General features: G+C 66.5%; 12 protein-coding genes. 7 read left to right on the top strand and 5 right to left on the bottom strand.

Annotation, left to right across the window (positions count from 1 at the left end; translation table 11 throughout):
- Positions 1 to 320 precede the first annotated feature (320 nt).
- The 7 genes from N4T19_RS20175 (at position 321) to N4T19_RS20145 (ending at position 8,906) form a co-directional block, all read left to right on the top strand.
- Positions 321 to 1,307 (top strand): ABC transporter permease, encoded by a 987-nt coding sequence (locus N4T19_RS20175; RefSeq protein WP_182344989.1) that lies wholly within the window; start codon positions 321 to 323, stop codon positions 1,305 to 1,307.
- Positions 1,307 to 2,332: an ABC transporter permease gene (locus N4T19_RS20170; RefSeq protein WP_182344988.1), complete on the top strand. Its 1,026-nt coding sequence runs from the start codon at positions 1,307 to 1,309 to the stop codon at positions 2,330 to 2,332. The genes N4T19_RS20175 and N4T19_RS20170 overlap by 1 nt, the downstream gene beginning before the upstream one ends.
- On the top strand, positions 2,333 to 3,328 hold the full coding sequence (locus N4T19_RS20165) for an ABC transporter ATP-binding protein (RefSeq protein ID WP_182344987.1): 996 nt from the start codon (positions 2,333 to 2,335) through the stop codon (positions 3,326 to 3,328). It abuts the gene before it with no gap.
- A gap of 7 nt (positions 3,329 to 3,335) precedes the next feature.
- Entirely contained in the window at positions 3,336 to 4,316 is a 981-nt protein-coding gene (locus N4T19_RS20160; RefSeq protein ID WP_182344986.1) for an ABC transporter ATP-binding protein, read from the top strand.
- Between the two features lie 21 nt (positions 4,317 to 4,337).
- Complete coding sequence (locus N4T19_RS20155) at positions 4,338 to 5,378, top strand: aldo/keto reductase (RefSeq protein WP_182344985.1); 1,041 nt, start codon at positions 4,338 to 4,340, stop codon at positions 5,376 to 5,378.
- 18 nt (positions 5,379 to 5,396) lie between these two features.
- Positions 5,397 to 6,623, top strand: a complete 1,227-nt coding sequence (locus N4T19_RS20150; protein ID WP_260718859.1) for an acyl-CoA dehydrogenase family protein — start codon at positions 5,397 to 5,399, stop codon at positions 6,621 to 6,623.
- 234 nt (positions 6,624 to 6,857) lie between these two features.
- Positions 6,858 to 8,906: a DUF5979 domain-containing protein gene (locus N4T19_RS20145; protein WP_182344983.1), complete on the top strand. Its 2,049-nt coding sequence runs from the start codon at positions 6,858 to 6,860 to the stop codon at positions 8,904 to 8,906.
- A gap of 90 nt (positions 8,907 to 8,996) precedes the next feature.
- Here the strand turns inward: N4T19_RS20145 and N4T19_RS20140 are convergent, their stop codons facing one another.
- From N4T19_RS20140 to N4T19_RS20120, 5 genes are all read right to left on the bottom strand, one after another.
- The gene (locus tag N4T19_RS20140) at positions 8,997 to 10,853 is read right to left on the bottom strand and encodes an Hsp70 family protein (RefSeq protein ID WP_260718858.1); all 1,857 of its coding nucleotides are present in this window, start codon (positions 10,851 to 10,853) and stop codon (positions 8,997 to 8,999) included.
- A gap of 3 nt (positions 10,854 to 10,856) precedes the next feature.
- Positions 10,857 to 11,531 carry a DUF2760 domain-containing protein gene (locus N4T19_RS20135; RefSeq protein ID WP_260718857.1) on the bottom strand — a complete coding sequence of 225 codons (675 nt, stop codon included), beginning with the start codon at positions 11,529 to 11,531 and terminating at the stop codon, positions 10,857 to 10,859.
- A 227-nt stretch (positions 11,532 to 11,758) separates the two neighbouring features.
- Complete coding sequence (locus N4T19_RS20130; RefSeq protein ID WP_260718856.1) at positions 11,759 to 13,903, bottom strand: TonB-dependent receptor family protein; 2,145 nt, start codon at positions 13,901 to 13,903, stop codon at positions 11,759 to 11,761.
- A gap of 82 nt (positions 13,904 to 13,985) precedes the next feature.
- Positions 13,986 to 16,304 (bottom strand): ATP-dependent DNA helicase, encoded by a 2,319-nt coding sequence (locus tag N4T19_RS20125; RefSeq protein WP_260718855.1) that lies wholly within the window; start codon positions 16,302 to 16,304, stop codon positions 13,986 to 13,988.
- Complete coding sequence (locus N4T19_RS20120) at positions 16,301 to 18,109, bottom strand: VRR-NUC domain-containing protein (protein WP_260718854.1); 1,809 nt, start codon at positions 18,107 to 18,109, stop codon at positions 16,301 to 16,303. The genes N4T19_RS20125 and N4T19_RS20120 overlap by 4 nt, the downstream gene beginning before the upstream one ends.
- Positions 18,110 to 18,271: the final 162 nt, after the last annotated feature.

Here is an 18,271-nt window from a genome sequence, read left to right as displayed (position 1 = left end):
TTTTGCATTTGCATATTTAAAAATCAGCCATTGGCGCAGGCATACAAACAGAGCCGCAGGCGCAATGCCAGCGCTCTGCACAGCCTCCATCCGCGCTTATAGCTTGCGAAAATATGCAGCAAGCCAAACAAAATATGCCGTCTCAGGTGCGAATCACCACAAAAAACTTTGGCGAGCAGCCACCAACCGATAAAAATCAGATACCGATATTTGTTATTTAATTTACGCCTTTTGATATATGAAATGGCATGCTGCAAATACCGTTGATAACGCAGGAACGCTCCTATCATGCACAGGTCACCTCCCGATGAATAATGCGCATGAATACCACCCCACGTTTATTGCGATCGCTCTGGTTCAATGCCAAATATGCAGTGCCAACGGTGCTGGGCGTCGCGATTTTGAACTTTTTGCTGCTGCAGCTCACGCCCGGTGATGCGGCCGATGTGATGGCCGGCGAATCGGGGGCCGCGACGGCCGAGACCCTGGCGGCGCTGCGCTCGCGCTTTGGGCTGGACCTGAGCGTGCTCGAACAATTGCAGGCCTACCTGGGCAACCTGGCGCATTTCAGCCTGGGCTTCTCCCCGCGCTACAACATGCCGGTGATGGAGCTGATCGGCCAGCGCCTGCCCAGCACCTTGCTGCTGATGGGGCTGGCGCTGGCGATTGCGCTGAGCCTGGGCATTGCGCTGGGCACGGCCATGGCCTACTTTGCCGGCCGCCTGCCCGACCGCCTGCTGTCCGTGCTGTCGCTGCTGTTCTATTCGGTGCCGGGCTTTTGGACCGGGCTGATGCTGATCGTGCTGTTCTCGGTCAAGCTTGGCTGGCTGCCCAGTGGTGGCTCGGCCAGCATTGGCTCCGAGCTGAGCGGCCTGGCCGCTGTGCTCGACCAGCTGCGCTACATGGTGCTGCCGGCCACGTCGCTCGCACTCTTTTATGTGGCGATCTATGCCCGCCTCACCCGCGCGGCGATGCTGGAGGTGCAGTCGCAGGACTTTGTGCGCACCGCGGCGGCCAAAGGCCTCTCGCCCTGGCGCATCACCGTGCGCCATGTGCTGCGCAATGCGCTGCTGCCGGTCACCACGATGGCCGGCATGCACCTGGGCGGCATGCTCGGCGGCGCGGTCGTCGTCGAGACCGTCTACAGCTGGCCCGGCCTCGGGCGCCTGGCCTTTGAGGCCGTGCTCAGCCGCGATTTCAGCGTGCTGATGGGTGTGCTGTTTCTCTCTTCGCTGCTCGTGATCGCCGCCAATGTGCTGGTCGATCTGCTGCATGCCTGGCTGGATCCCCGAATCGAGGTGCGTTGATGTCTTTGTCTTCCTCTACCCAGGCGCTGCCGATCCCCCCGGCCGCCGCCCACCCGCTGGCGGCCGCACAAGCGGCGCACAGTACCACCAGCAACGCCGAGCCCGATGCCGCGCCCTGGCCGAATCTGCATGCGCCCGATGCGGTGCGCACCAGCACCAGTGCCGCCAACGCCGGCAGTGGCAGCCAGGGCTACCGCGCGCTGCGCGTTTTCCTGCGCAACCCCACGGCCATGCTGGGCTGTGGCTTTTTGCTGGCCGTGCTGCTGCTGGCGCTGACAGCGCCCTGGCTCTTCCCCGGTGACCCGCTGGACATGGTGGCCCAGCCCTTTCTCTGGCCCGGCCAGGATGGGACCTATTTGCTCGGCACCGATTCGATGGGCCGTGATGTGGCCGCCGGCATTGCCCATGGCGCGCGGGTGTCGCTGTTGGTGGGCGTGTCGGCTACCTTGATCGGGCTGAGCCTGGGCATTGGCATTGGCGCCGTCAGCGGCTACTTTGGCGGCTGGGTCGATGACTTGCTGCAGCGCGTGGTGGTACTGTTCCAGACGATTCCCAGCTTTATCTTGCTGGTGGTGCTGGTGGCGATTGCCCAGCCTGCGATCAGCACCATCGTCGTCGCGATTGGCCTGGTGACCTGGCCCACGGTGGCACGCCTGGTGCGGGCCGAGTTCCGCGCGCTGCGCCACAAGGAGTTTGTGCTGGCCGCCCGCGCGCTGGGCTACTCGCACAGCCGCATCATCCTGCGTGAGATGCTGCCCAATGCGCTGCCGCCCATCATCGTCACCTCATCGGTGATGGTGGCCTCGGCCATCTTGCTGGAATCAGCCCTGTCCTTCATGGGCATGGGCGACCCGAACGTCGTCAGCTGGGGCAGCATGATCGGCATGGGGCGCGACCTGCTGCGCACGGCCTGGTACCTGACTGCGGCTCCGGGCCTGGCCATCGTGTTTGCCGTGCTCGCCTTCAACCTGATTGGCGATGGCTTGAACGACGCCCTCAACCCCCGTCTGTCGCAGGAGCGCTGAATGTCCGAAACCTCTTTGTTGGATGTGCGCGGGCTGAGCATCCGCTTTCCGCAGCTCGATCCGGTGCGTGGGCTGAGCTTTTCGGTACAGGCTGGCGAAACCCTGGCCATCGTCGGCGAGTCCGGCTCGGGCAAATCGCTCACCGCCCTCGCGCTGATGCGCCTGCTGCCACGCGCGGCCCGCATTGCGCAGGGCGAGATCCGCTTCAACGGCCAGAACCTGCTGGACCTGAGCGAGCCGGCGATGCGCCAGCTGCGCGGGCGCGAGATCGGCATGATCTTCCAGGAGCCAATGACGTCGCTCAACCCGGTCTACACCATTGGCTGGCAGATTGCCGAGGTGCTGCGCCAGCACGAGGGCCTGAGCGCCAAGGCCGCGCGGCTGCGCGCCATCGAGCTGCTCGATACCGTGCGCATCCCCGATCCGCAGCGCAGGGTCGATGATTTTCCGCACCAGCTCTCGGGCGGCATGCGCCAGCGCGTGATGATTGCGATGGCCATTGCCTGCCGCCCGCGCCTGCTGATCGCCGACGAGCCCACCACCGCACTCGATGTGACCATCCAGGCCCAGGTGCTGGACCTGCTCGACCGGCTGCGCAAGGACTTGTCGATGGGCCTGATCCTGATCACCCACGACCTGGGTGTGGTCTCGCAATGGGCCGACCGCGTGGTGGTGATGTATGCCGGCCGCGAGGTCGAGCAGGCCCGCCCTGGCCCACTGTTTGACGAGCCCCTGCACCCCTACACCCAGGGCCTGCTGGCGGCATCGCCCCGGCTGCAGCCCGGCGCGCATTACCTCGATGGCCCGCTCACCGAGATTCGCGGCAGCATCACCTCGGCCATTGGCCAGACCGGCTGCGCCTTTGCGCCGCGCTGCCCGCGCGCCCAGGCCTATTGCCACAGCGTTGTGCCGCCCTTGCAAGTAGCAGGCCCCCAGCGCCTGAGCGCCTGCCCCATCACCCTGCCTGCGTCTGCGCGCAGCGCCCACCTTGCCTAGGACCGCCATGAGCCTGCTGACTGTCAGCGATCTTCAGACCCATTTCAAACTGCCCAAGGGCGTGCTGCGCGCCGTCGATGGCGTGTCGTTCCACATTGCCAAGGGCGAGACCGTCGGCCTGGTCGGCGAGTCGGGCTGCGGCAAATCCACCCTGGGCCGCAGCCTGCTGCGGCTGGAGACGCCCACCGCCGGCCAGGTGGCGCTCGACGGCGAAGATATTCTGCCCTTGCAAGGCGCGCGGCTGCGCAGCCTGCGCAAGCGCATGCAGATGATCTTCCAGGACCCGTTCGCCTCGCTCAACCCGCGCCACAGCATCGGCACGATCTTGGAGACCCCTTTGCAGGTGCATGGCCTGGGCGACCGCGCCCAGCGCCGCCGCCAGGTCGAGCGCCTGCTCGACCGCGTGGGCCTGCCGCGCAACGCGCTGGGCCGCTACCCGCATGAGTTCTCCGGCGGGCAGCGCCAGCGCCTGGGCATTGCCCGCGCGCTGATGCTGCAGCCCGATCTGGTGGTCTGCGACGAGCCGGTCTCGGCGCTGGACCTGTCGATCCAGGCGCAGATCCTGAACCTGCTCGTTGAGATGAAGCGCGAGTTCGGCCTGTCCTACCTGTTCATCTCGCATGACCTGTCGGTCGTGCAGTACTTTGCCGACCGGGTGCTGGTGATGTACCTGGGCCGCATCGTCGAGAGCGCCGACCGCCGCAGCCTCTGGAGCAGCCCGCGCCACCCCTACACCCAGGCGCTGCTCGATGCCGTGCCTGACCCCACCCGCCACCGCCAGGCCGCCCCGTTGGGCGGCGACCTGCCCAGCCCGCAGAACCTGCCCACGGGCTGCCGCTTTCATCCGCGCTGCCCGCGCGCCACGGCGCTGTGCACTGCGCAGGAACCGCTGCTCAGCGACGGCGGCAATGGCCACCTGGTGGCCTGCCACCATCCGCAGCTGCCACCGGCCTCTGGCACGCAGACCTCCGTGATTTCCTTTCACTAACCCTTCGTTTTTTCTTTTGCCATGACCTACCGTTATCTCGGCCGCAGCGGCCTCAAAGTCTCCCGCCTGGCACTGGGCACCATGATGTTTGGCGGCCCGACCGACGAGCAGACCGCGCACGCCATCATCGCCAAGGGCAAGTCCCAGGGCATCAACTTCATCGACACGGCCGACGTCTACCAAAAGGGCCTGACCGAGCAGGTGGTGGGCCGTGCGCTGGCCAAGGACCGCCATGACTGGGTGCTGGCCACCAAGTTTGGCAACCCGCTGGGTGAGGGCCCGAACCGGCGCGGCACCTCGCGCAAATGGATCATCGAGTCGGTCGACAACAGCCTGCGCCGCCTGGGCACCGACTACATCGACCTGCTCTACTTTCACCGCGCCGATTTTGATGCGCCGCTGGGCGAGGCGGTGCGCGCGATTGGCGACCTGGTGCGCGCGGGCAAGCTGCGCTACTTTGGGCTGTCCAACTTTCGCGGCTGGCGCATTGCCGAGGTGGCGCACCTCGCGGACGCCGAAGGCATTGACCGGCCCATTGCCAGCCAGCCGCTCTACAACATCGTCAACCGCACGGCCGAGGCCGAGCAGCTGCCCGCTGCCGCCGCCTATGGCCTGGGCGTGGTCTCGTACAGCCCGCTGGCCCGGGGCGTGCTGACGGCCAAGTACCCGAATGTGGAAGCGGCCGAGCCCGGCTCGCGCGCCGCGCGGCTGGACAAGCGCATGCTCGAGACCGAGTGGCGCCCCGAGTCCATCGACATTGCCGCCGAGATCAAAACGCACACCGACGCGCGTGGCATCAGCCCGGTGGACTTTGCGCTGGCCTGGGTGCTGAACAACCGCCTGGTGACCGCCGCCATCGCCGGCCCGCGCACGCCCGAGCAATGGGATGGCTATATCCGCGCGCTGGACTACCAGTTCACCGCCGATGACGAGGCCCTGGTCAACCGCCTGGTGGCTGCCGGCCACCCCTCGACCCTGGGCTTTACCGACCCCGGCCACCCGGTCGAAGGCCGGGTGCCTTATGTGGCAGCTACGCAGGCCCCCGCGCCAGCGGCCGCCTAACCCAACAGGTCCACCGCCATGAATGCCTCGGTTCCCCCCCTGCGCTCCCGCCACCCCAGCCGCGATGACCTGCTGGCCCGCCTGCCCCAGCTGGCCGCCGATATTGGCCAAGGCGCCGCGCAGCGCGAGCTGCTGCGCGAGCCGCCCTGGGCGGCCTTTGACCTGCTGCGCGCATCGGGCCTGGGCGGCCTGCGCATTGGCCGCGAACAGGGCGGGCCGGGCGGGTCAGTGGCCGATGTGGTCGAGGTGGTCAGCACCCTGGCCGCAGCGGATTCCAACGTGGCCCATGCGCTGCGCACCCACTTCAACACCACCGAGCTGCTGCGGCTGGAGACCAAGCCCTCGGCGCTGGCCCAGCGCCAGAACGCCTGGGCCCTGCAGGGCAAGCTGTTTGGCGGTGCCTTTACCGAGCTGGGCACGGCACGCGCCGGCATCAGCACCTCCACCCTGCTGCGCGAGGGCCTGCACCACCGCTTGAATGGCAAGAAGTACTACGCCACCGGCACGGCCTATGCGGATTACTTCAACGTCTTTGCCACCAATGACGAGGGCCAGGGCGTCAATGCCGTGATCCCCGTGCAGCGCGAAGGCGTGCGGGTGCTCGACGACTGGGATGGCATGGGCCAGCGGCTGACCGCCAGCGGCAGCCTGGAGCTGAACAACGTGCTGGTCTATGACGACGAAATCAGCCCCGGCGCCCGCAACCACCTGGCCGGCCGCCATGCCTCTGCGCTGCGCCAGCTGATCCTCGTGGCGACTGCCGCCGGCATTGTGCGCAATATCCTAGCCGATGCACGCTACTATGTGCTGCAGCTGGGCAGGCCCGCGATGCACAGCCCCGCCGAGCGCTCACGCGACGACCATTTTGTGCAGGCCGTCATCGGCGAGCTGGCGGCCGCCAGCTATGCGATCGATGCCTTGATCGCCGCCAACGCCCGCCAACTGGACCAGGGCGCCTATGCCATCGTGCACGCGCCGCAAAGCGCGGACGATGTCGTGCTGCAAGGGGCTCTGGCCACCGCCCAGACCCAGCTGGTCGTCAGCCGCCTGGCGCTGAATGCCGGCGAGCGCCTGTTTGAAGTGGGCGGCGCCTCCGCCACCTCGCGCCAGCTGAACCTAGACCGGCATTGGCGCAACCTGCGCACCATCTTTAGCCACAACCCGCTGCTGCACAAGACCCGGGTGGTGGGGGACTATGTGCTCAATGGCACGCGGACGCATTTGGAGGAAGGGCGGGTGTTTTGAGGGCGGCCACCGGCGAGCAAGACCGCAGGCATGCCCCAGCCGACGCACAAATCAAACACTCCATAAACAAACCGAATGACTTTATTAAAGTTCACATTTTTTAGAGTCGTTTGGGGAGCAACGCTCTAGCGTAATTAAATTGTTGCGGTTATCTTGTAGAAATTACTTATTCAGTATATTTATTACAAATACGCCATGCACCTCGCTTCCGAATCCGCGACTTCGCATCTGAACTTGTCCCGCTCCGTTACGCCTTTGGGCAAGGCTGCCCTCCATGGCAGCTTGCTCGCAGGGTTGTTTGCAGCACCTCAGATAGCGCTGGCCTGCCCAGCCAACCTCAGCGCATCGACTTACACCACGCAGGCTTCGGACAATGGTCTGACCTGCGTCTACACCGCAGACCCCATGGCCGTTACCGTCAATGGATGGCTGGCCACCGGTTTGGTGCAAATCACTGGCAACACCACCGTCAATGGCGTGCTGACCGTCACCGACACCAACGGCGACAACAGCCGGGGCATCCTGTTGTCTGGTGCTGGGAATGGCGCTTTTTTGAAGGACGTCACGATCAACAAACCCAGCGGTGCCAACAATGCCGCTGGGATTGAGAAAGCCGGCTCCGGCGTGGTCACCTTCCAGGGCAATGTCACGGTCAGTTCCAACACCGGAGCGCCTTCGGCCAGAATCAACACCCGCGATGGAGTGCGCAACAACGCAGGCACGGCCAACTACCAAAAAGACCTCAGCATCACCAGCCAAGGCGGCACCCGCTCGGGCCTGTATGTGGGCGCGGGCACGGTCACGGTGGGCGGTAATCTCACGCTCGATTTCCAATCCACCTACTACGCCGGCTACAGCTACGCACCGCTATGGAGCCAGGGCGGCACCACCACCGTAACAGGTACCACCACGGTCAACACGGCAGCCGCCTCGGGCCTCACGCCAGGCGTCGTGGTGACGAATTCCCAAGTCACCCTGAATGGCGCTACCAGCGTGACGGTGGCAGGCACAGGTGCTGCAGCCGTGGATATCCGCATCGGCGGCGTTGCCGGGTGGCCGCTGGCGGGCAACACCATCACCGCATCGGGTGCCGCAGGCATTGGCCTGCAACTGCGCAGCAATGGCAGCTTTAGCGCAGGCTCGGGCCTTGTCGTCAACGCGCAGGGCAGCTCTTTCAACTACCTCTCGGCCAGCGGAAGTACCAGCCTGGATGCAGTCACCGCCACGACGGCCCCGGTGGTCTGGAACGCCGATGCCACCAGCACGGCCACCTACACCGGCAACGAAGGCCACTACAAGGGCAGCAGCCAGTTGGCGAGCGGCGGTCAGCTGACCTTGAACCTGAACCGCGCCGCCTTGTGGGAGGCCACCGCCGCCTCGTCCTTTACGGTGCTGAACCTGCAAAGCGATGCGCTGCTCGATGCCTCCTTGCTGCCCAGCCTGGCAGCCACGGGCAACCTGAGCAATGCCGGGGGCATCGTGTCGCTCGCTCGCAGCGATGCCAGCCCCAACAACACCCTGGCCTTGGCGGGTACCTACACCGCCAATGGCGGCAGCCTGGTGCTCAACACCGTGCTCAACGATGGCTCCACCTCGGTGAGTGATGTGCTGCAGGTGAATGCGACAGCGGCAGGTGGCAGCCCCACCCTGCTCTCGGTGCTGCCCGATGCGGCCAGCGCGCCGGCCTTCACCACCGGCAAAGGCATTTTGGTGGTGCGCGTGACCGGCGGCGCAGCCAGCTCGGCGGCCAGTGTCTTTGCGCTGCCAGACGGTTTCCTGGACGCCGGCGGCATCCGCTATGAACTGGTGCGTGACGCAGACGATGGCAACTGGTACCTGCGCTCTGTCGCCGCTGCGCAGCTGACCGTGAACAAGGTGGTCACCGGGCCTGCAGGCGCGGCGCCCTTTGCCGGTGAGATTCCGTTTACCGTGAGCTGCACCGGCCCGGCAACGTCCTTCAGCGGCAGCCTGGTCGTGGCGGCCAACCAGGGCAGCGCTGCCCCCATCACCATCCAGCAAGGCAGCGCCTGCACGGTGGCCGAAGGCGCGCTGCCCACTGCCCCTGCGGGCTACCGTTGGGCCGAACCCAGCTACACGCAGCCTGCGGCCATTGCCGCTGGTGCCAACACTGCGACCATTACCAACACCTTGGTCTCTAACGCCACCCCCACCGATGCCGGGACGCTCAAGCAAGTGCCGACCCTGGGCACCTGGGCCGTCAGCGCGCTGTCGCTCACCATGGCACTGCTGGGCCTGGGCCGCATGCGCCGACGCACGACCTGATCGCGCTGCCTTGCTGCGGCCAGACGCAAAAATGCCACCTCCTGGTGGCATTTTTTTTGGGCGGTGCTGCGTTGGCCAGCCTAGTTCAATTTACTGCTCCGCCGCCGCCTGCGCCCGCACATCAAACTCCACCTTCCAGCGCTCGCTGCCGCCCACGGGCACGGCGTTGAGTTCCAGCGTGCCGATATCGGTCACGCGGGCATGCAGGGTGACGGGCACGACCTCGCCATTGGCGCGGCCTTCGGCGGGCAAGTTCAGCTCGATCTCCTGCAGCTCCAGCAGCTCCTCGGGGCCCCAGAAGTCGAGCATGGTGCCAACGGTGTCGCTGCGGCGCACGCTGGAGCCAAAGAAGCGCATGCGCACCGGCTCGCCCACGACGAGGCCAAACTCCTGCGTATCGAGGGCTGCCTCGCTGCCCTCTTCCATGCCAAACGGTGCCAGGCACAGCGCAGACATCGGTGGTTCCATGCCGGGGATCGCCGGCATGTTGGACTCGACGCCGACATAGTAGGACTGTGCGGTGCCGCCGCGGATGCGCACACCCCGGCCTTCGCGCACATGGCCGTAGTAGGCAGCGCCACGGGCGACAGCCAGGTCCAGGTTGGCGCCATCCAGCAGACGTGCGGGGGCGGCGCCTTCGGCGGCCAGCCAGCTGTTCAGCACCTGGGTGATGCGCTGCTCGATCTGCGGGGCCTTGAGCACGCCGCCGTTGAACAGGATCGCGGTGGGGTGCAAAAAGCTCGCGCCTTCGGGCTGGGTGCCCTGCAGGCCATCGATCTGCTCGGTCACACCGGCCTGGCGCGACAGGAAGGCGGCCAGGTGGCGGGTGACGGCGGCGTCTTGCGCATAGGGCAGGCCCAGCTGCGTCAGCGCGCCACGCGCGCGGCTGATGGGCTTGTCGCTGACAGCCACTTGCGGGAAGAAGCCTTCGACCAGGGTGGCCAGCACTTCGCTGCGGGTCACCTCGGTGCGGATGCTGCCGCCGATCAGCTTGCTGCCCCGGCTGGGCACCACCACGGGCACTGACTCAAGGGCTGCATCGGACAGCAGCTGCTCCTTGGCGGCGCGGCAGCCATGGGCCAACGCGCGGGTTTGCCAGGCGTCGAGCTGCTTGCCTTCTTGCGCCAGCTTTCGCGCTACGGCATAGGCCAGGGCCAGGTCCATGTTGTCGCCGCCCAGCAAGATGTGCTCGCCCACGGCCACGCGCTGCAAGGCCAGGTTGCCATCGCGCTCGAGTACCGCAATCAAGGACAGGTCGGTGGTGCCACCGCCCACGTCGACGACGAGGATCACATCGCCGCTTTGCACCTGCTTGCGCCAGTCGCCGCCGCTCGCCTGGATCCAGCTGTAGAGCGCGGCTTGCGGCTCTTCGAGCAAGCTGAGCTTCTGGAAGCCGGCCGCCTTGCAGGCCTCGGCCGTCAGCTCGCGCGCGGCCGGGTCAAAGGATGCGGGGATGGTGACGGTGATGTCCTGCGCATCAAAAGGTGCCTCAGGGTGGGCCTGCTCCCAGGCCCAGCGCAGGTGCGACAGGTAGCGGATCGAGGCCGTCAGTGGCGAGACGCGGTGCACCTCGGCCGGGGCATCGGCCGGCAGCAGCGGGCTGCGGCGGTCCACACCGGGGTGGCACAGCCAGCTCTTGGCGCTGGAGACCAGGCGGATCGGAGTGGCCGCGCCGCGTGCGCGGGCAAACTCGCCGACGACAAAATCCTGCTGCGCGCCCCAGGGCAGCGCCATATCGGCGGCGCTCAGCTCGCTCTCATGGGGCAGGTACAAGAACGACGGCAGCAAAGGCCGCGCCTCGATGCTGGCGGGCGCCGTGAGCTGGGGAATGGCCAGCACATGCTGGACCAGGTTCTCGCCATCGCTGGCGCTTTTGTCCACATAGGACAGCGCGCAGTGCGTGGTCCCCAGGTCGATACCGATGCTGAATTGGGCAGGTGTTTGCATGGTTTAGAGCTCCACCTCGGCCTGGGCCAGCACCTTGGCTGCTGCCGTGTCGGTCAGCTGCGGCAGCTTGACCTCGGTCACCTGCCAACCCCGGTGGCCCAGGGTGCCGCTGAACGGGGCCTGGCCCACCACATGGCCGGTCAGGCGCACGGCAGCGGCATCAAAGCCGGCCTGCAAGGTGATGCGGCTGCCTTCGGCCTCAGCACGCACAGGGGCCAGCGCGAAATGCTCGCGCAGCACCTTGCGGCAGCCTTCATGCACCACGCGGGCGGCGGCGCCAATCTCGGCATCGGTGTAGGGCGCCACGTCTTCCTGGATAAAGTCCACAAAGCGGGCCTCGCGCTGGAGCAGACCCAGCAACTGCAGTGCCGCAGTCTCAGTGGGCAGCTGGACGGTTTTTTCGACGACCTTCTCGACCAGCTTTTCCACCGGTACTTCGACCCGCTTCTCTACCGTCTTCTCGACAATTTTCTCGACCGGCACTTCGATGCGGACTTCAACGATCTTCTCGACCGGCACTTCAACGCGCACTTCCTGCGGAGGCACATCGGCCGCCAGGCGCTCACCGCCACGCACGCGCTGCACATCGGCGGCCAGGCGGCCATTGCCCAGAATGGCGAAGAAGCTGCCGATCGCAATGGCGATGCGGCTGAAAAAAGATGGGGGGGTGTTGTTCATGGAGGCACCAACAGACACCCGCCAAGGCGCGGGGGCTGCGGGGCCAGGGCCGGGGCAGCTGCAGAGCGCAGGCGGGTGGTTTTAAAAAATGGGGGTTTGCGGCAGGCGCTGGGGACAGCCGCTATAGCTGGCGGCCAGCCCGCAAAATCGGGGATTTTACCGGCTGGCCCTATGCCCCCGCGCTATGCACCAGCAAGCCGGGAGCGCCGGCGGGGCGGGGTGAGTACTCAGAACTGGTAGCTGACGTTGACGCCGCTTGCCCAGTTACGTCCCATCGCGCTTTCAAAATAGCGCTGGTTGCCGTCATTGACGATGACCGAGCCGATGTAGTTCTTGTCGAACACATTGTTGACGCGTGCAAAGGCGGCCAAGGTCCAGCGCGGGGCGATCTGCGCGCGGTAGCCCAGGCTGAGCGCGGTGGTGGCGTAACCCGGGGCGGCCTGGGTGTTGGCATCGTTGGCCTGCACATTGGAGCTGGCCTGCACACCCATGCCGACGGTCCAGGCAGGGGCAAAGCGCCAGTCGGCACCCAGGAAGGCGTTGTGGCGTGCCAGGCCGGGCAGGCGCTGGCCGGCGGTGCCGCTGCCCGACTCCTCGCGAAAGCGCGCATCCAGCCAGGTGTAGGCGGCGCGCAGCTGCCAGTCACGCATCAGATCCAGCTGGGCCGACAGCTCCAGCCCCTGGCGCCGGGTCTTGCCGGTATTGCGGTAGGTGGTGCGGCCACCAGCGCTCTGGTCGGTCACGATCTCGTCACTGCTGTGCGACTGGAACAGCGCCGCACTCCAGAGCCCGCGCAGCGCATCGCCACGCAGCTGCTGGCGGTAGCCCAGCTCCCACTGCGTGCTGCTGGTGGGCCGCAGATCGGTGTTCAGGCCCGAGCCGCTGTTGCGGTAAGACATCTCGGTGATGCTCGGCGTCTCAAAGCCCCGGCCCACGCTGGCGTAGATGGTCTGCTGCGGGCTGAGCTGGTAGGAGAGCGAGGCAACAGGCAGCAGCTTGCTGTGGCGGCTGCTGCCACTGTCGTCGCCATTGCCGGGGGTGATGTAGTAGTCGTCCGAGCTGAAGCGCACGCGGCTATAGCGCAGGCCGGTGTCCAGGCTCCAGCGCGGGGCCAGCTGCCAGCGCGCCTGCACAAAGGGATCAGTGCTGCTGACCTTGTTTTTCTCATCGCGGCGCAGCTGGCCGCGCAGGCCATAGGTGTCGCCGATAAAGTTCTCGTAGCCCTGGCGGTTTTCGGTCATCTGCTGCAGATCCAGCCCCGCGCTCAGCTGCAGCGGCACGATGGTGTCGAACTCGCCCACCCAGACCAGGCGGGCGCCCGCATAGTCGCGCGCCATGTCGATCACGCCGCCGGCGTGGCCCGGCGCCAGCTGCGGCGCCTTGGGGATGGACTGGTACTGCAGCATGCTACGGTGGCCGTAGTAGGCCGACAGGCTCAGGCTTTGGCGGGCGTTGATGCGCAGGTCATAGGTGGCGCCCAGCTGCTGCTGCTCCAGCGATTTGCGCGTGTTGTACTGCTCGGCCACGCTGCTGGCTTGGCGCGGATTGGCCTGCCACTGCGCCATGGTCAGGCCCTGCGGGTCCTGCGCATCGCCCCGGGTGTGGTTGGCCACCAGGGTCAGCTTGTCGTCATGCGCCAGCGGAATCACCAGCTTGGCATTGAGCAGGTTGCGGTCGGCCGCGCTGTGCTCGCGGTAGCCATCGGTCATGAAGCGGCTGGTGCTCAGCACATAGCCCATGCCGCCTTCCGTCTGGCCGCTGGCCTTCAGGCTGTAGCGCTGCTGGCCATCGCTGCCCACGCTCACGCCGGTCTCCAGCTTCAGCTGGCCTTGCGGGTCTTCGGTGTAAAAGCTCAGCACGCCCCCCGAGGCATTGCCGTACAGCGCCGAATACGGGCCGCGCAGCACCTCCACCCGCTCCAGGCTGGAGATATCGACATTCGAGGTCTGGCCCTGGCCATCAGGCATGGTCGCGGGGATGCCGTCGACATACAGGCGCACGCCGCGCACGCCAAAGGTGGAGCGCGCGCCATAACCGCGCACGCTCAGCTGCAAGTCCTGGGCGTAGTTGTTGCGGTTGTTCAGGGTCAGGCCCGGCACGCTGCCCAGCGCTTCGGACAGGTTCACCTGCATCTGCCGATCCTGCAGCTCGCGGCCTTCCACCACATTGGCCGATGCCGGCAGTTGCAGCAGATCGGCGGTGCCGACCGCCGAGCGCACCGACACGGTCGGCAAGGTGGCTTCGGCAGCGGGGGTTTCAGCGGTGGAAGGTGTTGCTGGTGCGGTCTGCGCAGCGGCGGACAGGGCGCACAGCAGCGCAGCGGCCCCGGCCACAGGGCGCAGGGGCGAGAGAGAAAAGGCTTGGATCGGCATAGAGGCCGCTATTTTCTTACAGCGTCTCAAGCTATGGGAAATTTGGTACATAAACCCCTGCTCTCCTCTGAGAAACCCCACACTACCACCGCTGCGGCTGCCACCAGCTGGGCAGCAGCGCGCGCACCTGGGCGCGGTGAAAGCGGTCATCGATCAGCACCACCACGCCCCGGTCGTCCTCACTGCGAATCACCCGCCCGGCCGCCTGCACCACCTTGCGCAGCCCCGGGTAGAGGTAGGTGTAGTCATAGGCCTTGGCGGCGCCAAATCGCTGGGCCATGGCCTGCTGCATATGCGTGTTGACGGGGTTGACCTGGGGCAGGCCCAGGGTGGCAATAAAGGCGCCAATCAGCCGGTTGCCCGGCAGGTCCACCCCTTCCGAAAACGCCCCGCCCAGCACGGCCAGACCAATGCCCTGCCCGGCCTCGTCAAAGCGCGCCAAAAAGGCGGCGCGCCCGGCATCGTCCATGGCCGAGGTCTGGCAGAACAGCGGCAGCTGCGGCTGCAGGCGCTGCATGCATTCGGCCGCGCGCTGCAAATAATCAAAGCTGCTGAAAAAGCACAGGTAGTTGCCCGGCTGGCGGGCAAACTGCGCCGCCACCACTTCGGCAATCGGCACGAGCGACTGCGCCCGGTCCTGGTAGCGGGTGGAGATATGGCCCGCAATCTGCACCTGCAACTGTGCGGCCAGGAAGGGCGAGGGCACATCGACCCACTGCGTGGCAGGTGGCAGGCCCAGAAGATCCTGGTAGAAGGCCTGCGGCCCCAGGGTGCCGGAGAACAGCACCGTGGCGCAGGCGGCGCTATGGCGCGCGGCCAGGTGCGGCGCGGGCACGACATTGCGGATGCAGAGCGTGGACATCGGCCCCCGCCGGCCGGCAGATGCACTGCCCCATAGGCTGATATCAAACAGCGCATGCGGCCCCAGCTGCTCGGCCAGGTTCAGCCAGGACAGCGCCTCCAGGTAAAAGCCCAGCACCGCGTCGCCCGGCAGCATGGGGCTGTCGCCTTGGGCCTGGGCAATGGCCGCCACGGCGCGCTGCACGGCACCCAGAAGGCCGGGCGGCAGCTCGGCGTAGACCTGGTAGTCCTGCCCGCCCTCGTGCTGGGCCTTGTTCAGCGCGTTCCATTGCCGGTTCAAGGCATCCAGCGATTTCTTGACCGGGCCGGCCGCCGCCTTGCGCGCCGCCGCCAAGGTGTGCTGCGGCAGCTCGGCCGTGTACATGCGGCGCGCGCGTTCGAGCAGGTTGTGGGCCTCGTCCACCAGCACGCCCACCTTCCACTGGTGGGCCTGGGTCAGCGCATACAGCATCGCGGCGCTGTCGTAAAAGTAGTGGTAGTCGCCCACAACCACATCGCTCCAGCGCGCCAGCTCCTGGGTCAGGTAATAGGGGCAGACCTGGTGCTGCAGCGCCAGCGTACGTACCTTGTCGGGCGTCAGCATCGGCTCTTGCGCCAGGGCCTGGGCGCGGGCGGCGGGCAGGCGGTCGTAAAAGCCCTGGGCCAGCGGGCAGGATTCGCCATGGCAGGCCTTGTCCGGGTGCTCGCAGCTTTTGTCGCGCGCCTGCAGGTCGACCACGCGCAGCGGCACCGCGCCCGTCTGGCCCTGCAGCGCCGTCTGCAACAGGCCCAGCGCATGCAAGGCCAGCCGGTGGCCTGTGGTCTTGGCGGTCAGAAAAAACAGCTTGTCCAACCCCTCTTGCGCACTGGCCTTGAGCATGGGGAAGATGGTGGCCACGGTCTTGCCAATGCCGGTGGGCGCCTGCGCCATCAAACAGCTGCCGCCGCCCGCCTGCAAGCCCGCCTGGGCCGTGCGGTACACCGCCACCGACAGCGCCCGCTGCCCGGTGCGGAACTGCGCAAACGGAAAGCGCAGCGCCGCCAGCGCCGCATCCCGCGCGCTGCGGTGCGCGGCCTCGCTGCGCGCCCAGTCCAAAAACAAGCGGCACTGCTGCTCAAAAAATGCCTGCAGCTCGGCGGCGCTGTACGGCTCGGCCAGCACCGTCTCCTGCTGCGTGCCCACGTTGAAATAGACCAGCGCCACCTTCAAGCGGGGCAGGCCCCGCTCCAGGCACAGCAGATGGCCGTAGACCTTGGCCTGCGCCCAGTGCAAGGCGCGGTGGTTGTCGCGCACGCTGTCGATCTGGCCCCGGTAGGTCTTGATTTCTTCGAGCTGACCCAGAGCCGGGTCAAAGCCATCGGCGCGGCCGCGTACCTGCAGGTCTTCAAAGCTGCCTGCCAGGCGCAGTTCTGCCTCATAGCCGGCGCCCCGGCGGGCACGCACCAGGCCATGGCCTTCGATGCCTTCGAGCGCCGATGGCGCAGGCGTAAAGCGCAAATCCAGGTCGCCCGCGCGGGCGGTGAACTCGCACAAGGCGCGCACCGCCACGGTGTAGCTCATGCGCCCGCCTCGCGCCACTGCACATGGCAGACGCCCACGGGTATGCCATGGGCGGCGCAGTACTCCAGCCAGCGGATCTGGTTGTCCTGCAGCTTGTCGCCCGGGCCTTTGACCTCCACCAGCTGGTAGCGCCGCTCTTGCGGCCAAAAGCGCACCAGGTCCGGAAAGCCCGTGCGGTTGGCCTGCAGATTGCCGAGCAGGCGCTGGAACAGAAGTTGGAGGTGGGCCGCCGGTATGCAGGCCAGTGCATGGTCCAGCAGCGCCTGCGTCAACGTGCCCCAATACACAAAGGGCGATTGCAGGCCAGCCTTGTCGGCAAAGCGCTGGCGGATTACCTCGGCATAGCTGCCGTCGTCCAAGGTCGCCAGACAAGCCTCAAACAGCGCCGCACGCCGCGCAACAAAATCGGGCGCATAGACATCGGCCGGCCCCGCCTGGAACGGATGAAAAAACGCCCCTGGCAAAGGCGCAAAAATCGCCGGCCAGCACAGCAGGCCAAACAGCGAGTTGACCAGCGCGTTCTCGACATAAAACACCGGCGCATCGTCGCGGTGCCAGTGGTCGCGCAAGGCGTATTCCACAGGCATCAGGCGCAGGCCTTCGGTGACCTCGGCGGTGTTCATGGCCTCGCCAGCGCGCAAGGCGGCCTCCAACGCTGCGGCATCGCTCAGCGCATCCATCGCCGCCAGATCGTGTTGCATGCGTGGCATGCGCAGCACCCGGTCCAGCGCCACATCCTCACGCAGCTGCGCCACCTCGGGTTTGAGCGCGCGGCGGCTGGCGCTGCGCTGGCCCAGGTGGCGGCGCAAGCGCGGCAGCATGCGGGCCAGGCGCTGGCTTTCCTCATCGCTCTCGGGCTGCTGCGCAGCGGCGCTGGCCAAGGCCAGGGCCTCGTCAAAGCGCTCCATGCGTTCGAGCACGCGCATGCGGCGGTGGCGTGCGCCCGGGTAGGGGCTGGCAGCATAGGCCTGCTCGGCCAGCGCCCAGCTTTGGCTGCGCTCACAGGCCTGGCCCAGGCGCAGCAGCACCTTGGCATGGCGCTGCTGCAGCCAGGGGTTGGCACTGCGCCAGGTGGTCAACGCGTCCATCAGCGCCTGGCGGTCTTCGTCCTCATCCACCGCCTGGCGCCACTGCTGCAGCTGGCGGTAGCCCTGCACATCGGCGCGGGTCTGGAAGGCGCGCGACTGCGCATCAAAGGCCACCGTCTCGTATTTGAAGATGCCCAGGTCGGCCAGCACAAACTCTGACCAGTCCTGGTGCAGATTGCCAAAGAACATCAGGCGCAGGCCCTCGGCCAGCTCGCCGACGGTGACGCGCCAGGCGGCATGTTCGGCCTGCGGATGCCAGCGGTGGTAGGGCTGCAGCTGCCCTTGGGCTTCTTGCTCGGTACCTGGATCAGACTGCTGAGCCCATTGCGCAAGTTGGGCCAGCATGTCCGCCTTGCGCAGCGAGCGCGCCAAGCCGGCATTGGCAAAGATCTGCAGCAGCTCGGGCTTGGTGTGCAGCGCAAACAGCTCGGCCAACGCCATATCGGCATCGGCATCGATCCAGCCCAGTGCCAGCAAGGGCTGCGCGGCGGCATGTACATCGGGAATCTCGTCGTAGACCAGCTTGTCCGCGCGGAACCAGGGCCCGCGCCGCATCAGCATGCGCACCATCAGCGCCTGCGACGGCATGGGGGCCTGGGCAAAGTCCGCCAGAAACTGCTGCTCCTGCGCGTCCAGCACATCGCCATAGCGCTGCCCCAGCCACTGCAGCGCGCGCTCGAAGTTGTGCAGGTAGTAGTAGCGGTGGGGGGCCAGCATGGGGGTCGGATGCGGTGTGGGTGAGTGATAGCCGATCTGTATTTTTATACAGCTATTTTAACTTTGCCGCCATGTCCCCTTCTGGCCGTCAGGCTCGCGCAGCCGATTGCACTATTCCACTGCTTGCAGGCAGGCCATATACAAATGAGTTTGCGAATAGAA

This window comes from Comamonas squillarum, from assembly GCF_025309455.1.
Taxonomy (GTDB): domain Bacteria; phylum Pseudomonadota; class Gammaproteobacteria; order Burkholderiales; family Burkholderiaceae_C; genus Comamonas; species Comamonas squillarum.
The sequence above is the reverse complement of the archived record's forward strand: the minus strand, read 5'-3'. Positions and strand labels throughout refer to the sequence as shown.

Coding starts and splice junctions, on each gene's coding strand:
- N4T19_RS20155 (WP_182344985.1), top strand. CDS start 4,338: ATGACCTACCGTTATCTCGGCCGCAGCGGCCTCAAAGTCTCCCGCCTG.
- N4T19_RS20125 (WP_260718855.1), bottom strand. CDS start 16,304: ATGAGCTACACCGTGGCGGTGCGCGCCTTGTGCGAGTTCACCGCCCGC.
- N4T19_RS20170 (WP_182344988.1), top strand. CDS start 1,307: ATGTCTTTGTCTTCCTCTACCCAGGCGCTGCCGATCCCCCCGGCCGCC.
- N4T19_RS20135 (WP_260718857.1), bottom strand. CDS start 11,531: ATGAACAACACCCCCCCATCTTTTTTCAGCCGCATCGCCATTGCGATC.
- N4T19_RS20165 (WP_182344987.1), top strand. CDS start 2,333: ATGTCCGAAACCTCTTTGTTGGATGTGCGCGGGCTGAGCATCCGCTTT.
- N4T19_RS20120 (WP_260718854.1), bottom strand. CDS start 18,109: ATGCTGGCCCCCCACCGCTACTACTACCTGCACAACTTCGAGCGCGCG.
- N4T19_RS20160 (WP_182344986.1), top strand. CDS start 3,336: ATGAGCCTGCTGACTGTCAGCGATCTTCAGACCCATTTCAAACTGCCC.
- N4T19_RS20150 (WP_260718859.1), top strand. CDS start 5,397: ATGAATGCCTCGGTTCCCCCCCTGCGCTCCCGCCACCCCAGCCGCGAT.
- N4T19_RS20140 (WP_260718858.1), bottom strand. CDS start 10,853: ATGCAAACACCTGCCCAATTCAGCATCGGTATCGACCTGGGGACCACG.
- N4T19_RS20130 (WP_260718856.1), bottom strand. CDS start 13,903: ATGCCGATCCAAGCCTTTTCTCTCTCGCCCCTGCGCCCTGTGGCCGGG.
- N4T19_RS20175 (WP_182344989.1), top strand. CDS start 321: ATGAATACCACCCCACGTTTATTGCGATCGCTCTGGTTCAATGCCAAA.